Origin of the sequence: Hymenobacter sp. HSC-4F20, assembly GCF_019599275.1 — a bacterium.
Taxonomy (GTDB): Bacteria; Bacteroidota; Bacteroidia; order Cytophagales; family Hymenobacteraceae; genus Hymenobacter.
Window position 1 is genome coordinate 13062 of record NZ_JAHZTD010000002.1, and the last position, 16457, is coordinate 29518.

14 protein-coding genes are annotated in these 16457 nt (G+C 59.2%); 9 read left to right on the forward strand and 5 right to left on the reverse strand.

Annotation, left to right across the window (positions count from 1 at the left end; all coding sequences use genetic code 11):
* Positions 1–383: 383 nt before the first annotated feature.
* From K3G63_RS09755 to tsaD, 4 genes are all read right to left on the reverse strand, one after another.
* Positions 384–878 (reverse strand): HNH endonuclease, encoded by a 495-nt coding sequence (locus K3G63_RS09755; RefSeq protein ID WP_110977144.1) that lies wholly within the window; start codon positions 876–878, stop codon positions 384–386.
* A 111-nt stretch (positions 879–989) separates the two neighbouring features.
* Positions 990–1796 (reverse strand): C40 family peptidase, encoded by an 807-nt coding sequence (locus tag K3G63_RS09760; RefSeq protein WP_310794575.1) that lies wholly within the window; start codon positions 1794–1796, stop codon positions 990–992.
* A gap of 166 nt (positions 1797–1962) precedes the next feature.
* Positions 1963–2436, reverse strand: a complete 474-nt coding sequence (smpB, locus tag K3G63_RS09765) for an SsrA-binding protein SmpB (RefSeq protein WP_220613950.1) — start codon at positions 2434–2436, stop codon at positions 1963–1965.
* Between the two features lie 95 nt (positions 2437–2531).
* The gene (tsaD, locus tag K3G63_RS09770) at positions 2532–3539 is read right to left on the reverse strand and encodes a tRNA (adenosine(37)-N6)-threonylcarbamoyltransferase complex transferase subunit TsaD (protein ID WP_220613951.1); all 1008 of its coding nucleotides are present in this window, start codon (positions 3537–3539) and stop codon (positions 2532–2534) included.
* A gap of 284 nt (positions 3540–3823) precedes the next feature.
* Here tsaD and K3G63_RS23045 point away from each other — a divergent pair, with 284 nt between their 5' ends.
* The 9 genes from K3G63_RS23045 to K3G63_RS09815 all read left to right on the forward strand — a co-directional run bounded on the left by K3G63_RS23045 (position 3824) and on the right by K3G63_RS09815 (position 15644).
* A complete protein-coding gene (locus tag K3G63_RS23045; RefSeq protein ID WP_220613952.1) occupies positions 3824–8410 on the forward strand; it encodes a translocation/assembly module TamB domain-containing protein in 4587 nt (1528 codons plus the stop codon).
* 117 nt (positions 8411–8527) lie between these two features.
* Positions 8528–9415, forward strand: coding sequence for an ABC transporter permease (locus K3G63_RS09780; RefSeq protein WP_220613953.1), 888 nt, complete (start codon positions 8528–8530; stop codon positions 9413–9415).
* A gap of 105 nt (positions 9416–9520) precedes the next feature.
* A complete protein-coding gene (locus tag K3G63_RS09785) occupies positions 9521–9847 on the forward strand; it encodes a DUF3098 domain-containing protein (RefSeq protein WP_220613954.1) in 327 nt (108 codons plus the stop codon).
* A 125-nt stretch (positions 9848–9972) separates the two neighbouring features.
* A complete protein-coding gene (locus K3G63_RS09790) occupies positions 9973–10761 on the forward strand; it encodes an undecaprenyl-diphosphate phosphatase (RefSeq protein ID WP_220613955.1) in 789 nt (262 codons plus the stop codon).
* A gap of 90 nt (positions 10762–10851) precedes the next feature.
* Complete coding sequence (gene truB / locus K3G63_RS09795) at positions 10852–11724, forward strand: tRNA pseudouridine(55) synthase TruB (RefSeq protein WP_220613956.1); 873 nt, start codon at positions 10852–10854, stop codon at positions 11722–11724.
* A gap of 55 nt (positions 11725–11779) precedes the next feature.
* Positions 11780–12724: a bifunctional riboflavin kinase/FAD synthetase gene (locus K3G63_RS09800; protein ID WP_110977135.1), complete on the forward strand. Its 945-nt coding sequence runs from the start codon at positions 11780–11782 to the stop codon at positions 12722–12724.
* A gap of 145 nt (positions 12725–12869) precedes the next feature.
* Positions 12870–13568, forward strand: coding sequence for a CoA transferase subunit A (locus K3G63_RS09805; RefSeq protein WP_220613957.1), 699 nt, complete (start codon positions 12870–12872; stop codon positions 13566–13568).
* A gap of 89 nt (positions 13569–13657) precedes the next feature.
* Entirely contained in the window at positions 13658–14959 is a 1302-nt protein-coding gene (locus K3G63_RS09810; RefSeq protein WP_220613958.1) for a serine hydrolase, read from the forward strand.
* Positions 14960–14987: 28 nt separating this feature from the next.
* Positions 14988–15644, forward strand: coding sequence for a CoA transferase subunit B (locus K3G63_RS09815; protein ID WP_220613959.1), 657 nt, complete (start codon positions 14988–14990; stop codon positions 15642–15644).
* 180 nt (positions 15645–15824) lie between these two features.
* On the opposite strand, the gene K3G63_RS09820 is transcribed toward K3G63_RS09815, so the two are convergent.
* Positions 15825–16301 (reverse strand): hypothetical protein, encoded by a 477-nt coding sequence (locus tag K3G63_RS09820; RefSeq protein WP_220613960.1) that lies wholly within the window; start codon positions 16299–16301, stop codon positions 15825–15827.
* Between the last annotated feature and the right edge of the window lie 156 nt (positions 16302–16457).

A 16457-nucleotide genomic window follows, 5' to 3' on the forward strand; every position in this document is an offset into this window, starting at 1 on the left:
GGTTGCCATACTAGCTGCTGGCCATTTGCCATTACCCGCACATAGGCATACGAGTACGCCTCAGAGAATGCGCTGTACTCAGAGCTTTGCCCTGCGCGCAAACTCCCGTAGAGGTGCGAGCCACCCGGGGAAGTAACATACACGCTATCAAGCTGATAGATACTGTTGTTCTTTACCCGAATAAGAACCTCCTCAGATTCCTCCTTATGGCAGGCTGTTCCCAGTAAAGCGCTCAGCCCGAGGCTTATGACTACTATACCCTGCTTCATACCCAGTTATATGGTGAATATCTTTCACTAAGCTGAGGCAGGATAGTAAGCCAGAGTTGCATGGGCAGCCCTCGATTCAACAAAAAAACCGGCCAGCCCCGAGGGCTGCCGGTTTTAGTGGAGGTAGGGATGCCAGTTTTGGTCGAGGGTACCAGCGCTGAGCTTAAGGAATCCCGTAAGGGTAGGCTTTTTCGGCTGCTGCCGGATGGTGAGGCCGGCTTCCTGCGGGGTGCGGTGGCCTTTGGCGTGGTTGCACCGCGCGCAGGCCGTGAGCAGGTTGCTCCAACTGGAATCCCCTCCCCTACTTCGAGGTAGCACGTGGTCGAGGGTCAGGTTTTTCGTGGAGCCGCAGTACTGGCACTCGAAATGGTCCCGCTTCATGACGTTGTGCCGGCTTAGGGCAATGCCTTTATAGGGTACGCGCACGTAGCGCTGCAACCGGATAATGCTGGGCTTGGGGTAGGCCTTGCTTACCGTGCGCAGCACCCCGTTTTCCGACTTGGCAATTAGCTCGGCCTTTTCCAAAAACAGAAGTACGAAAGCCTTCTGTACACTGCACAGCGTGATAGCCGTGTAGTCACCGTTTAACACAAGCACTTTTTGGTCCATACACGCTAAGGAAAAAGAATCTGGTCTGCCAGAAAGCTAGATGATTCTTAGCGCATTAACAATAGCCAATCCGTTTAGTTTGGCAGGCAGCCCGGGCGTGGTAAGGCCGAGCTAGTCGTCGGGGAGGATGCGCTTAATTAGGCGCAGCTTGTGGCTGTACTTCTGCCAGTCGCGGCGGAAGATACCGTTGTGGTCGAGGGGGTCGATGCGCACCTCGCCGCTGGCATGAATGATTTGCTGGTCTTCCAGCAGCAGGCCCACGTGAATGATGCGGCCATCGGCATTATCAAAGAAGGCCAGGTCGCCCGGTCGGGTCTGGGCCACGAAATGAACCTGCTGCCCCACATGAATCTGCTGGTGCGCATCGCGCGGGAGCTGCACGCCCACGAGGCCATAGAGCTGCTGCATCAGCCCCGAGCAATCAATACCGAACAGCGTTTTGCCACCCCACAAATACGGCGACTTCAGAAACGTGAGAGCCATTTTCTGAAGCAGGCGCAGGCGCTGGTCGGCGGGGCCGTGCGGGCCGTGGCCGTTTTGCGGGTTGGTGGCGGCGCCATTGTAGAACATCTGCCGCTCGCCCAGGCGCAGGGTCATGCCATCGTAGAAGGGTAGGCGCGTGCCCAGCGTTACCGGGATGCGGGTGTCGGCGTCACTGACCATCTGCACTACATCCAGGGTGCGGGGGTGGTCCTGGGCCTGCCACGCCTGCAGGTACTCCGGCGTCACGGGCAGGTGCTGCTTCACGTCAATCCAGCCTACGTACTGGTCGGCGGCTAGCTGAATCTGACGCCATTGGTCCTGGGTCCGCAAAATGGAATAGCACTCCCCGAAGATGAGCTGCGTAACAATTTCGGCCTTGTCCGTGGGCTCGGCCCGCACCGGCACTACGCTCAGGGCGCATATTCCGTAATCCACTGAGTGAATGAGTAGTTGAGTGAATGAGTGAATCGCTGTTGAAGTAGCGCGGAAACCCTGGTTGAGCAGCTCACTCTTTATATAATTTACACGAAGCTCCCGTTTAAACGGTAATCAGCCAAACATCTGCCTAAAAACTCACTATTTCGCTACCTCACTGTTTCACCTAATAGTCTCGGGCGCGGTCCATTTCCCGCTTCTGGTCTTTGGCTTTCAGGTCGTCGCGCTTGTCGAAGAGCTTTTTGCCTTTGGCCAGGGCAATTTCCAGCTTGGCAAAGCCCCGGTCGTTCACAAACATCCGGATAGGAATGATGGTGAGGCCTTGCTCCTGGTTTTTGTTGGCCAACTGTTTCAGCTCGCGCTTGTTGAGCAGCAGCTTGCGCGGACGGGTAGGCTCGTGGTTGTTGTAGGTGCCTTCAGTGTACTTGGCAATGGTGAGGTTGTGCACCCACAGGCTGCCATCGGGGTGGAAGGTGCAGAAACCGTCCTGAATCTGGACGCTACCCTCCCGGATGCTCTTGATTTCAGTGCCTTGCAGCATAATGCCCGCGTCGTACTTTACCAGGAAAGCATACTCGTGACTGGCGCGGCGGTTCAGGATGTTGACGCGCTTGGGCGTATCGTCTTTTTGTTTGGCCATGGGAATGGGCCGCGAAGAAAGCGGCGTAAGCAGGATTCGCAAATGCAGGGGGCAAGGTTGCGAATAAGTAAGGGGGTAGCAAAAAAGCCGCCGGGCTAGGCCAGCTTCAGGCGCGGGTCGGAGCTGACGAGCTGATCGGCGAAGTCGCCGGCTTGGTACTGAAACTGAGCCGTCATGGCCACCATGCCGGCATTGTCGGTGCAGTATTGGAAGGCCGGAATAAACACCTGCCAACCCTGGGCCTCAGCTTCGTCTTGTAGCGCTTGACGCAGGCCGCTGTTGGCAGCTACCCCGCCGGCGAGGGCAATTTGGGTGAGGCCTTGGTCGTGGGCGGCGCGGCGCAGTTGGCGCAGCAAGGTCTGGATGATGGTATGCTGGATGCTGGCACAGAGGTCGGCCAGGTTTTCCTGCACGAAGTTCAGATTCTGATCCGTCTCCTTTTTCAGGAAATAGAGCACCGAAGTTTTCAGCCCGCTAAATGAGAAGTCGTAGCCGGGCATGGCACCTACCGGGAAGGGGAAGCGGGTAGAGTTTCCCTGGCGGGCGAGCTTATCGAGGTGGGGACCACCAGGATACGGCAGCCCGAGTAGCTTGGCGGTTTTGTCGAAGGCTTCGCCAGCCGCGTCATCAATGGTCTGGCCGATGATTTCCATATCCAGGGCGCTGCGCACCACCACCAGTTGGGTGTGGCCGCCACTCACGGTAAGGCACAGAAAAGGAAACACCGGGCGCGGCGCATCAATAAAATGAGCCAGAATGTGGGCTCGCATGTGGTTTACGGCAATCAGGGGCTTGCCCAGGGCCAGGGCCAGGGTTTTGGCGAACATGCCGCCTACCAGCAAGGAGCCCAGCAAGCCCGGCCCCTGGGTAAACGCTACGGCATCCAGGTCCTGCTTGGTAATACCGGCTTTCTGCAAGGCCGCTTCTACTACCGGAATCAGGTGTTGCTGGTGGGCACGCGAGGCCAATTCGGGCACTACCCCACCGTACTGCTCGTGCACCTGCTGGGTAGCCACCACGTTGGAGCGGATTTCGCCGCCCGCCAATACAGCGGCCGAAGTATCGTCGCAGGAAGACTCAATAGCGAGAATGACAGGATGCATGGGAGGAAAAACTGAGGTATGAAAGGTGCTACTAGCTTTATATAAAAGACAGCACTCGTTATGTACTTACTACTGGCCTGCTACCCCTAACAGAGGTAGAATGTATTAGGGTTTTATCGCGCAAAGGTCGGGGCAAAACACCAGATTGCCGCCGGCTGCGTTTTTACCTAACCCTGGCACCGCCCGTAACGTTTTTTCGCCGGGCTTATTTGCCAGGCAACGGTCGGGGCTAACCCTGTATCTTTGCCCTGGGCTGCCTGTTGCTCCCTTTGTTTCTGCCGTCTGTGCCTCGCTTTCTCTCCGTAACGCTCAAGGTTTTGTTTGCCCTGCTCCTGCTGGTGATACTAGCGGTGGTGGGCGCACTGGTAGCCCTGCGTATTCCGAGTGTGCAGACAGACCTGGCCCAGCGGGCGGCCAGCATCCTCACCGATAAGTTGGGGCAGAAAGTACTGGTAGGCCGGGTAGATGTGCGCCCGTTTTCGCGGGTGTTGCTGGAAGGCGTGCGGGTGCTCGACCGGCGTGGCAACGAGCTGTTCAACATCGGCCGCGCCGATGCCGACATTCGATTGTTCACCGTCTTCGACCCCAGCCACCTGCACGTTGGGAAGCTCACGCTGGAAGAGCCGCGCTTTAGCCTGGTGACGTACAAGGACCAGCCCGATTCGACTACCCTCGACCAGTTCATCAGCTCCATCAAGCGCCTGATTGGGCCCTCGGACACCACCAAGGTTAGCAAGCCGTTCGATTTCAAGATTGAAGCCATTGGCCTGCGCAACGGCCGCTTTGTGCTGGAGCGCCAAAACGTGCCGCGCATCCCGGAGTATGGCCTCTCGATGGACTACGCCCACATGTACCTGGACAGCATTTACGCCGATGCCGACCAGCTCTGGATTAAAGGTGACACGATTCACGCCAATATTCAGGGGCTGCGCACGGTGGATACGCCCTCCGGTACCCGCCTGCGCGAGCTAACGTCCAACATGACCTATGCGGGCAAGTTCTGGGAGTTTGACAAGCTGATGCTGCGCGTACAGAACAGCCAGCTCAGCAACTACATCCGCTTCGAGTACGAGCACTTCCTCAACTTTACTGACTTCAACGACTCCGTTAAAGTTATTGCCCGGCTGCAGCCCAGCCGCGTGTATTCCGACGATATTGCCAAGTTCGCGCCCCAGAAATTTATGCGCGAGCTAAAGGAAACCGTCCTGATTTCGGGGCAGGCCAAGGGCTACGTGCGCAACTTCACCACCAAAAACCTCGACATCCAGTACGGACGCAATTCGCGGGTGAAGGGCGACATCAACGTGGAAGGGTTGCCTAACCTGAAGGAAAGCTTCGTGGAAATGCGCCTGCAACCTTCGGTGCTCGATGGGCGCGACATCCGGCGCTACATTCCGGCCTCGGGTTGGCCGTATGTGCAGCGCCTGGGGGTAGTAAAATTGAAGGGACAGTTCCTGGGTTTCTACAACGACTTTGTAGCCAACGGCTCGTTCCAGACGGCGCTGGGCTCAGTTGTGTCCGACGTCAACCTGAAGTTTAAGGATGACCCGCGCTACTCCAGCTACGAGGGTCAGGTGCGTACTACGGCCTTCCAGCTAGGCAAGCTCCTGGGCAACGAAAGCATGGTGCGCGACGTGACCCTGAACGGTAAAGTAGCCGGCGTAGGGTTTGACCCCAGCACGGCCCGCCTGACTGCCAACGCTACCGTGCAAAGCATCTGGCTAAATGGGTACCGCTACCGCAACATTACCACCAACGGCAAGTTCAGCCGTGAATCTTTTACGGGTAAGCTGGCCGCCAACGACCCTAGTTTGCAGTTTGATGCCGACGGCACGATAGATCTGAATAAAGCCCGCCAGGCTTTCGACCTGCGGGCCCGCGTGCGCCGCGCCGACCTGCGGGCCCTGGGCCTAACCAAACAGAGCGTAACGGTAGCTACCACCGCCGACGTGAAGTTCCGGGGCCTGAAGCTGGACGATTTGCTGGGGTTCGTGCGGCTGCGCAACTCCCGCCTGGCCTACGCCGGCCGTACTGTTCCCATCGATACTCTGGACATTATCAGCCGCTACGGCGGCGGGCAGCGGCAACTGACCGTGCGCTCCGAGGTGCTGAACCTAGACTTGGCCGGCAACTTCACGCCTACCACCGTTATCCGCGACGTGACGACGCTGGTGGCCGAGTACCAGCTCAACTTCCAGAGCAACGACGAGGCCATTGCCAACTACTACCGCCGCAAGCGCCAACGCCCCCTCCCCGACTACCAGATTGCGCTGAACCTCTACCTGAAGCGGCCCAACCCAGTGCTGCACCTATTCATGCCCCAGCTCTCCATCTCGGATTCTACCCGTATTGATGGCTCCTTCCGCAACGGGCAAACCTCCATTTTCCAGCTGGGAGGCCACGTAGACAACTTCCGCTACGACAGCCTCCAGGTAGCCGACAGCGACTTTGAACTGAATACCTCTAAGCTACCCTACCGCCCCGAAGTGCTGGCTCAGGCCAACATCACCTCGGCTCGGCAGCGGGTGCCAGGCCTGGGAGCTACCGAAAACTTTTACGTGGAAGGCGTCTGGGACCAGGAGCGCATCAACTTCTCTACCTCCCTGGCCCAAACCGGAACCACCAACAAAGCGCAGATCAATGGGGCCCTGGCCTTCCTGTCGGATGCGGTGAAAATTACCTTCCGCCAGTCGGGTGTGAACGTGCTGGGACGGGAGTGGGCCATTGCTCCGGATAACTCCCTGCTGATTTCCGGGGGCGGCAAGGAGTTCGACTTCCAGAACGTAACGCTCAGCAACGGGCAGCAGAGCATCAGCGCCCAGGGCTTTCTATCTGAAAATCCGAACAAGCCCCTGGCTCTCACGGTCAAGGATTTTGAGCTTTCTACCCTGAACGGACTAACCGGCGGCCAGAAGTTTGCGGGTCGGGTGAATGCGCTGGGCACGATTAGCGGGGTGTACGGGCCGCTGGTTATCAACTCTTCCTTAAAGGTAGACTCCCTGCACATGGACAATGTGCTGATTGGCGACGTGGAAGGCCACGGCGACTGGGACAACAGTGCCAAGCGCCTGGCCGTGAACCTGGACGTAGAGCGGGACCAGCAGCGGGTAGTAGCCGTAACGGGCACCTACACCCCCAGCGCCGAAACCCAGCAGCTCAACCTCACCGGCGTGCTCGACAACGCCCCGGTGAAGCTGGCTGAGCCTTTCCTCAACACCTTGTTCCGGGATTTGGGCGGCACCGCCGTGGGCACCCTGCGCCTCAACGGCAAGCTCTCGGCTCCGGTGCTCACCGGCAACATCGACGTGACAGATGGACAGCTGACCTTTATTTACCTGGGCACTACCTACACCTTCGCCGACCGGATTCGTTTCCTGGAAGACCGGATTGCGCTGCAGAACATTACCGTGCGCGACCCGCAGGGCAACACGGGGGTAGTAAGCGGCAACATTTTCGAGCGGGGCTTCCAGGATATGCGTCTGGATTTGAATGCATCCTTCCGTAAGCTGCAAGTGCTGAACACCACCCGCAAGGACAACGAGCTGTATTTCGGGCAGGCCTATGCCACGGGCACAGCTACCGTGCGCGGCGCGGCCGATAACCTGTTTATGAACGTAACGGCCCGGAGCGAAGCCGGCACCCGCGTTTCCCTACCCTTCGACAATGCGGCTAAGGCCGAGCAGGCCAAGTACATCAAGTTCGTAAACCGCAACCTGTCCGACACGGCCCGCACGGCGCCGGTGGAGGTAGCCGGCACTACCGACCTATCGGGCATCCGCCTGAACATGAACCTGGATATTACCCCGGATGCCTACGTGGAGCTACTGCTCGATGAAAGCACCGGCGACATCATTCGGGGAACGGCCACCGGGCAGCTGCGCCTCAACATTGATACCCGCGGCGACTTCAACATGTACGGGCAGGTAGAAATTGTGCGGGGGGCCTACAACTTCACCCTGCAAGGCTTGGTAAACAAGGAGTTTGTGGTGCGCCCCGGCGGCACCATTGCCTGGAACGGCGACCCGCTGGCCGGAGAAATGAACGTGACGGCCACTTACACGCAACGAACGTCTCTGGCACCCATCGTATTCAACACCGGCGAAGGCCCAACTAACGCGGCGGTGGTGCCTGTTACGGCCGTGATGAACCTGACCGGCCCGCTACTACAGCCTATCATCAAGCTGAACCTGGAGTTCAACGACATTCCCTCTTCTCTGGAAGGCGACTTGGCGCCGTTTTTCTCGGCCATTCGCAACGATGAGCAGGAACTGAACCGGCAGGTATTCAGCCTGGTGGTGTTCCGGCAGCTGACGCCGGTAGGCTCCCTGGCCGTTACGCGGCTGGAAGGCGGCAACAATGCGCTGGGCAACAGTCTGGGCCAGATTATTTCAACTCAGCTGGGCCTGCTTACTTCCCAGATTGACCCCAACCTCGAAATCAGCTTTAACCTGAACGGCCTGACCGCCGACGACCTGCAAGCCCTGCAATTGCGCCTGAGCTACTCCTTCCTGAATGGCCGCCTGCGCATCACCCGCGAAGGTAGCCTGGGTAGCAACACGGGCACGGGAGTACCAGGCGGGTCGCAGCCGGTAGCCAACGCGCAAAGCTCCCTGATCGGCGACCTGAGCCTGGAGTACTACCTGCGCCCCGACGGGAAATTCCGGGCTAAGCTGCGCTACGAGACTACCCCCCGCGACCTGACCGGCCTAAGCCAGGTAAACCAGGCCCGCGCAGGCGTATCGTTGCTGCACACCGAGCAGTTCGACTCGTTCCGGGAACTGGTAGCCCGCAAGCGCCTGCGCCGCCGCGACCAGAACGCCCGCAAAGCCCGCGAACTGCAAATCGACGACGACCCAAGAACCAGTATGTGAAGTAGTGAGATGGTGAAATGGTGAGTGTGCTGTTTTTAAACTTCGCCATTTGCCCCCTGCACCGGTAGGACCGCCATAACGCCAACTCACCATTTCACTATCTCACTACTTCGCCTTATGAACCGACCAACCCGAAAAAAGAAGCTGGGCAGCTACCCGCACACCATGGTGGTGTTTAGTATCACGCTGGCGCTGCTGGTTATTGGCTTGTTCGGGCTGCTGCTGATTCATGCCCACAAGATTTCGACGCTGGTAAAGGAAAACCTGGAAATGCAGGTGTATCTGGAGCGCGGCCTGCCTGAAACCCAGTTATTGCGGCTCCAGCAGGACTTTTCGCGCAAGCCCTACATTGCCGTCAAAGACCGGCAGCCGCAGGTACGCTTCCTTTCCAAGGAAGAAGGTGCCAAGCAGCTCATCGACCAGACCGGCGAGGACTTCCAGCAGTTTTTGGGCGACAACCCCCTGCGCGACGCCTACCTACTAAAAATCAATGCCGACTATGCTGATGCCAAGAACCTAGCCCGCATCAAAAACGAGCTGAAGCAGGAGCCGGGCGTGTTTGAGGTAGAGTACGTGGAGAGCCTGATAACCTCTGTGAATGAAAACCTGCGCAACGTGGGGCTGGTACTGCTGGGCTTCGCGGCGGTACTCACGTTCGTGGTGGTGGTGCTCATCAACAATACTATCAAGCTGGCCCTGTTCTCTCAGCGGTTCCTGATTCGGAGTATGCAGTTGGTAGGCGCTACCTCCTCTTTTATTCAGTGGCCTTTTCTGCGCCGGGCCGTGTGGCAAGGGCTGGTGAGCGGCATCCTGGCTGGCTTGCTGCTGCTGGCGCTGCTTCAATACGCCTACCTGCAGCTGGAGGAGTTGCGCCTTTTCCGCGACGAGCGCCTGATTGGTGCTCTGATAGCGGCGCTGGTGCTACTGGGCATGGGCATTGGCTTTCTCAGCTCCTGGCGGGCCGTGCGCAAATACACCGGCATGTCGCTGGATGAATTGTACTAAGCAGTGAGAAGACAAGCCTGACGCTCGGCTGACGCCAGCTGCACGCCAGCTCGCCCTTTCACTACCTCACTATATCACCATCTCACATTCCCTACCTTTGCCATTATGGAACCGAATACCACTCCTCGCTTTGCCTTCGGGCCGCGTAATTACCGTCTGATGTTCATTGGGCTGGCGGTGCTGGCCGCAGGCTTCATTACGATGACCCTGGACTCGGAAGAGTACGGAGAAGGGTTTATGGGCATCACGCTGGGGCCTATTCTGCTGGCCATTGGGTTCGTGATTGAGTTCTGGGCCATCATGGCGCGCCCTGGTGCTTCGGCTCCCGTTGCTCAGGATACCGCCACGACCAGCACGGTACCTTCTCAGCCGACGCCCGCCGCCCCGGCTACCCCGGTGGCTACTCCGCAGGCTCCTACTTACAAGCGTTAATATTCCCGGCTCTGGTGCGCCTAAAAGGGTAGGGTTTTGGCTGATGTTCGCGCGTACCGTAACGGGCAACGAACATTACCCAGGCTCCTACCCCTGCCAAGACACCAGCCCCCAACTCCCAAGCTATGTCCTACTGGCACGCGCTGCTGCTGGCTATTGTTGAAGGTCTGACCGAATTTCTGCCCGTTTCCAGCACGGGGCACATGATTATCGTCGCCAACCTGCTCGGTATTGGCCAGCTGCCCTTCACCGATACCTTCATTACCTCCATTCAGTTCGGCGCAATCCTGTCGGTGGTGGTGCTGTACTGGCGGCGCTTTTTGCAGAGCTTCGATTTTTACCTGAAGCTGGCGGCGGCCTTCATTCCGTTTGGTATCCTGGGCTTTCTGCTCAAGGATGTTATTGAAGCTCTGCTGAAAGATGTGTCGGTGGTGGCCTGTGCCCTGGTGGTAGGTGGCATCGTGCTGCTGTTCATCGACCGGCTATTTACCGGGGAGCGGAAGCAGGTGACTACCCCCAACTTCGGGCAGGCTGTGCGCATTGGCCTGTTTCAGTGCATTGCCCTGATTCCGGGTGTGTCGCGCTCCGCCGCTACCATCGTGGGCGGCCTGGCCCAGGGCTTCGACCGGCGCTCCGCCGCCGACTTCTCCTTTCTGCTGGCGGTGCCCACCATGTTCGTCATCACGGCGTATCAGCTCTACAAAACTTTCAAGGTAAGCGCCCCGGGCGCCGAGGACGTGAAGCTGCTGCTGTTCGGCAACGTGGTGGCTTTTATTGTGGCCCTGCTGGCCGTGAAGTCGTTTGTTGATTTCGTGTCGCGCTTCGGCTTCCGGGCTTTTGGCCTCTATCGTATTGTGGTAGGTGTTATCATCCTGGTGATGCTGGCCCTGGGCATCCCGCTGCAGATTATCTAGGAGCCTTTTTGAGTTGCCGGGTTCAGAAGTTTTGCCTGAATTCCGGTTGTTACAGGGTTAGCTAGGCCCGGCCCCTACCCCCTCTTGTTTATGGAACACCCCGAACAACCTTCTGCACCGCTGCCCTCTGCTGCCGCTACTCCTCAACAGGCTGCGCCTTCCTTGGCTGATTTTGACTTTGAGGCCGGCGAAGTACTGCTCGTTGATAAACCCTTAACCTGGTCATCGTTCGATGTGGTGCGCAAGGTGAAGAACACGCTGCGCATCAAGAAAATCGGGCACGCAGGTACCCTCGACCCCCTGGCTACCGGCCTGCTGATTTTGTGCACGGGCAAGAAAACCAAGGAAATCGACCAGATTCAGGCCCAGGAGAAAGAGTACACCGGCACCTTCCGCCTCGGCCAGACTACCCCCAGCTTCGATCTGGAAACCCCCGTGGACCAGGAACTGCCCTACGAGCACCTGACGGAAGAGCAACTCCGGGCCGCCCTGCTGCCTTTTATTGGGCTGATTGAGCAAACGCCGCCTCTATTTTCGGCGGTGAAGGTGAACGGCGAGCGAGCTTATGAGGTAGCGCGCCGCGGCGGCGAGGCCGAAATCAAGAGCAAGCAGATTACCATCCGGGAGTTTGAGCTGACGCGCATTGCCCTACCGGAGGTTGATTTCCGCGTGACGTGCTCCAAGGGCACCTACATCCGCAGCCTGGCCCGCGACTTTGGGGCGGCACTGGGGGTAGGCGCGCACCTGACCAAGCTGGTGCGCACCCGCATCGGGCAGTATAGCCTCACCGATGCCCTGACCATGGACGCCATTCAGGCCCTGCGGCCGCCGCGCCCGGCCGGGGAAGCCGAGCGGCCGGAACGCCCGCGGCGGCAGCGCCAGCCGGAGCGCCGAACTGGCCTCGACTACTTCAACGCTACCCACGCTACCCCTACCCCTCCCACCGCCGAAGAACCTCAGTAGGCTCCTGGCAGTACACTCTAGCGCAGTACCACTCACTATCACCATCTCACCGCTGATGCACATCATTCAGGACCCCACGCAGTTTCCGCACCTTGGCAATGCCGTGGTTACTAGCGGCACCTTCGACGGGGTTCATGTAGGGCACCAGCAGATTCTGCGGCGCCTGCGCGAAGTAGGGCGGCACACCGGCGGACCTACGGTGGTTATTACCTACTGGCCTCACCCACGCCTGGTGCTGGCCCCCCCGCCTACCCACCCCGAGCCGCTGGACCTGCACCTGCTCAATACCCTGGAAGAGCGCACCGCCAAGCTCGCAGAAATGGGCGTCGATTACCTGCTGACGATTCCGTTTACCCGCGAGTTTGCGGCCTGGACTTCCGAGGAGTACATCCAGAACATTCTGCTGCGCACCGTGGGCACCCGCACGCTGGTTATCGGCTACGACCACCGGTTTGGCAAGAACCGGGAGGGCGGCTTCGACTACCTCAGCCAGCACTCGGGCCGTTATGGCATGAGCGTGGAGGAAATTCCGCGCGAAGACGTGGACGCGGTGGGCGTGAGCAGCACCCGCATCCGGCGGGCCCTGGAAGCCGGCGACGTGCAGACGGCCAACCGTTACCTGGGCTATGCCTACCCCCTCACGGGCATGGTAGTGAAAGGCCGGCAGCTAGGTCGCACTATCGGCTGGCCCACGGCCAACATTGTCTGCCCCGAGCCGCTGAAATTAATCCCGGCCCGGGGCGTGTATGCCGTGCGCGCTACCACTGCTGCGGGTACTACCTACCCCGCTATGCTCAACATTGGAGTGCGCCCCACTGTGGCCGGCGGCCTCGACCAGACCGTGGAAGCACACTTGCTTGGCTTCGAAGGTGACCTGTACGACCAAGACTTGAAAGTAGAATTTGTGGCCCGCCTCCGCGACGAGCAGAAGTTCAACGGCCTCGATGCGCTAAAGGCCCAGCTAGCCCAGGATGCCGAGTCGGCGCGGGCGGCCTTATAAGCCCGCCTGATACAAACACTATTTCCTGACCAAGTACCGCCAGTGGCTCACAAAGTGGGGCTGCTGGCGGTACGTTGTTTTGGCCCTGTTGGTACATGCTGCCAGAACCTACTACCTTGCCGCTCCCCAAACCACCCATTTTCCCATGATCAACAAAGTAGTGGCCGGTCCGGCTGAAGCCTTGCACGGCCTCACCGACGGCATGACCCTTATGCTGGGCGGCTTCGGCCTGTGCGGCATCCCCGAAAACTCTATCCAGGAAATTTTGCGCCTGGGCGTGCGAGGCCTCACCTGCATCAGCAACAATGCCGGCGTCGATGATTTCGGTATTGGCCGCCTGCTCCAGACCAAGCAGGTGCGCAAAATGATTTCCAGCTACGTGGGCGAAAACGCCGAGTTTGAGCGCCAGCTGCTGAGCGGAGAGCTGGAGGTAGAGCTGATTCCGCAGGGCACCCTGGCCGAGCGGTGCCGGGCCGGCGGCGCCGGCATTCCGGCCTTCTACACCCCAGCCGGCTACGGCACCGAGGTAGGCGAAGGCAAGGAAAGCCGGGAGTTTAACGGCAAGATGTACCTGCTGGAAACCGCCCTGCACGCTGATTTTGCCTTCGTAAAAGCCTGGAAAGGCGACACGGCGGGCAACCTCATCTACAAAGGCACGGCCCGCAACTTCAACCCCATGATGGCCACGGCCGGCAAAATCACGGTGGCCGAAGTGGAAGAGCTGGTACCAGCCGGCGAGCTAGACCCCAACCAGATTCATACGCCTGGCATTTTTGTGCAGCGCATTTACCAGGGCCAGAACTACGAAAAGCGCATTGAGCAGCGCACGGTCCGGCAGGGCTAGGGTTTGCCCGGCAGCATCTGCCATGCTGCCCTCCCGAAAAGCCAGCCTACCCCTACCCCTTGGGTTGAGGTGAACCTAGTTTCAGGAATATGAAAAAGACCGTTTTTGCGCTTGTATTAAGTTTCGCCGCCACCCACGCCTGGGCCCAAACCGCGGCGCCGGTCAAGGCTCAGACTGCTAAGGCCCAAACCCTGCAGCTGGCCCCCAAACCGTTGCCGGCGCTGGACAAGCTGTTGCAGGAATATACCGCGGCCAACCGGGTGCCCGGCGCCATTGCTCTGATTGCCCAGGACGGAAAAATCATTTACCGCAAGGCAATAGGGCTGGATGACGTGGCCACAAAAAAGCCTTTGCGGGAAGATGCCATCCTGCGCATTGCCTCCCAAACCAAGGCCATTACCAGCGTGGGCGTAATGATGCTCTACGATGATGGGAAGCTGCAGCTCGACGACCCCATTTCCAAGTATCTGCCCGCCTTCCGCAACCCGCGGGTGCTGGCTACTTTTAACGCCCAGGACTCAACGTACACCACCGTTCCGGCCCGCAGCGAGGTAACTATCCGGCAGTTGCTCACCCACACGTCGGGCATTAGCTACCCCGTCATCGGCACCAAAGAAGCCCGCGCCATTTACGCCAAGGCCCGTATCCCCAGCGGCATTGGTACGCCGGGCGGTACGCTGGCCGAGGCCATGAATGCGCTGGGCCCGCTGCCACTACTGCACCAACCCGGCGAGCAGTTCACCTACGGCCTGAGCGTGGACGTGCTGGGCCGCCTAATTGAGGTAGTGTCGGGTCAGTCGCTCGATGCGTTTCTGCGCACCCGCCTGTTTGAGCCTCTGGCCATGCGGGATACCTATTTCTACCTCCCAACCGAAAAGCAGTCTAGGCTAGCTGTGCTTTACACCGAGGATGCTAGCAAGAAAACGGTGAAGATGCCCCCTCAAGGCGGCATGAGCCCCGATTATCCCAAGGCCAAGGGCACGTACTTTTCGGGCGGGGCCGGCCTGTCGTCTACCATCGATGACTACGCCGCGTTCCTGCAAATGCTGCTCAATGAGGGGGAATACCGCGGACAACGGCTGCTCAAACCTGCCACTGTGCGCCTGATGACCTCCAATCAGATTGGGGAGGTCAACCAAGGTGAAAACAAGTTTGGGTTGGGCTTTAGCCTGACTACCAGCAAAACCGCCGCGCAAACCGGTCTTTCCGAAGGCTCCTACGAGTGGGGCGGCATCTTCGGGACTACCTACTGGGTTGACCCGAAGGCGAAAATCGTGGCCCTGCTCTACACCCAAAAATACCCCAACACCACGGGCGGCGACCTAGCCGGCAAGTTCAAGCGCCTGGTTCGGCAGGCGGTGATTGAGCCCCAGGCTGCCACAGTGAAATAAGTTGCTCCTCCCTACCCCGCCCATCATCATGTTAGATAAACACGGCATTGCCCGGCGCATCGCGCAAGAAGTAGAAAATAACTCCTACGTCAACCTCGGTATCGGCATCCCAACGCTGGTGGCCAACTACATTCCCGAAGGCATCAATGTGGAGCTGCAGTCCGAAAACGGTCTGCTGGGCATGGGTCCCTTCCCTACCGATGCTGAAGTGGACCCCGACCTCATCAATGCCGGCAAACAAACGGTGACTACCCTACCCGGCTCCAGCCTCTTCAGCTCCGCCGATTCCTTCGCCATGATTCGGGGGGAGCACGTGGACCTGACCATTCTGGGTGCTATGGAAGTGTCGGAAACCGGCGACATTGCCAACTGGAAGATTCCGGGCAAAATGGTGAAGGGTATGGGCGGCGCCATGGACCTGGTAGCCTCAGCCAAAAACATTATTGTGGCCATGCAGCACGTAGCCAAAGACGGTTCCAGCAAGCTGCTCCCTGCCTGCACGCTGCCTATCACCGGCCTGCGCTGCGTCAAGAAAATTGTAACCGAGTTGGCTGTCCTCGATGTGACGCCCGATGGGTTCGTGCTGCGTGAGCGGGCGCCCGGCGTAACTGTGGAGCAGATTAAAGCAGCCACTGCCGGCAAGCTGGTCATTCCCGACGAGGTGCCTGAAATGCAGGGTGTGTAGGTGATGATGAAATCAGGTAACAGGTAAAAAGTAACCAGTCTGTCATCCTGAGCACAGCGAAGGACCTCTACCGCCTTGTAGGGGTAGCAGAGTTACCTCAGGTCCTTCGCTGCGCTCAGGATGACAAGCGGGTTTTCTTTTCCTGGTCACCCCCAGCTTTGACCTTTTACCTGTTCCCCTTCATCTACCCCCCAAAAATGCCTTCGCCATGATGTGCTTGGCAGCTTCGAGGGTAAAATGGGAGAAATGCCGGCGGAAGTGGGCCAGGGCATCGGGGGGGGTAAGTCCGCCGGCGCGCACGGCATCGGCGAGGTAGAACGCCAGGGTTTCGGGCTGGCCGGTAAGGGCCGGAAACTCGTGATGGTCCTTGTAGCGGCTCAGAATAGAAACGCGCAATTCGGCCGTGGCTCCGGGCACCTGCCGCAGCAGCCGCTCCATTAGCAGCTGTACTTCATCCATGAACATGGTGCGCACCAGGCCATGCGGTGCGAGCACGGCCTGCCCGGCCACGGCCGTGAGCAGCACGGCCGCCGGAGTTTCCGGAGCCCAGCGAGCCGCTTCCGCGGGGGCGCACAGCCAGGCCGTGGGCGGGAAGGCTTCGGGAGCTGATAAGATGCGCTCCAGCGTTTGCAGACGGCGTTCTTCGGGCGGTAGCATACGGCAAGGTACGAGGATACCAGCGGACGCCGGCCGTGTGCGGCCCACGAGTACGGCCAATGGCGCGGGAGTGAGCCTTTTTGTCACCAAAATTGTTAGGCAGCCGTAAGACCAGCGCCAGGCCCGGTAACCGCACGGTATCTTTGCGCTTCTTTC

Bases quoted from the DNA above. Each gene is read 5' to 3' on its own strand.
- tsaD (WP_220613951.1), bottom strand. From the start codon at position 3,539: ATGCATCCTGTCATTCTCGCTATTGAGTCTTCCTGCGACGATACTTCG.
- K3G63_RS09820 (WP_220613960.1), bottom strand. From the start codon at position 16,301: ATGCTACCGCCCGAAGAACGCCGTCTGCAAACGCTGGAGCGCATCTTA.
- K3G63_RS09780 (WP_220613953.1), top strand. From the start codon at position 8,528: ATGAACCGACCAACCCGAAAAAAGAAGCTGGGCAGCTACCCGCACACC.
- smpB (WP_220613950.1), bottom strand. From the start codon at position 2,436: ATGGCCAAACAAAAAGACGATACGCCCAAGCGCGTCAACATCCTGAAC.
- K3G63_RS09810 (WP_220613958.1), top strand. From the start codon at position 13,658: ATGAAAAAGACCGTTTTTGCGCTTGTATTAAGTTTCGCCGCCACCCAC.
- K3G63_RS09790 (WP_220613955.1), top strand. From the start codon at position 9,973: ATGTCCTACTGGCACGCGCTGCTGCTGGCTATTGTTGAAGGTCTGACC.
- K3G63_RS09815 (WP_220613959.1), top strand. From the start codon at position 14,988: ATGTTAGATAAACACGGCATTGCCCGGCGCATCGCGCAAGAAGTAGAA.
- K3G63_RS09800 (WP_110977135.1), top strand. From the start codon at position 11,780: ATGCACATCATTCAGGACCCCACGCAGTTTCCGCACCTTGGCAATGCC.
- K3G63_RS09805 (WP_220613957.1), top strand. From the start codon at position 12,870: ATGATCAACAAAGTAGTGGCCGGTCCGGCTGAAGCCTTGCACGGCCTC.
- K3G63_RS09785 (WP_220613954.1), top strand. From the start codon at position 9,521: ATGGAACCGAATACCACTCCTCGCTTTGCCTTCGGGCCGCGTAATTAC.
- K3G63_RS09755 (WP_110977144.1), bottom strand. From the start codon at position 878: ATGGACCAAAAAGTGCTTGTGTTAAACGGTGACTACACGGCTATCACG.
- truB (WP_220613956.1), top strand. From the start codon at position 10,852: ATGGAACACCCCGAACAACCTTCTGCACCGCTGCCCTCTGCTGCCGCT.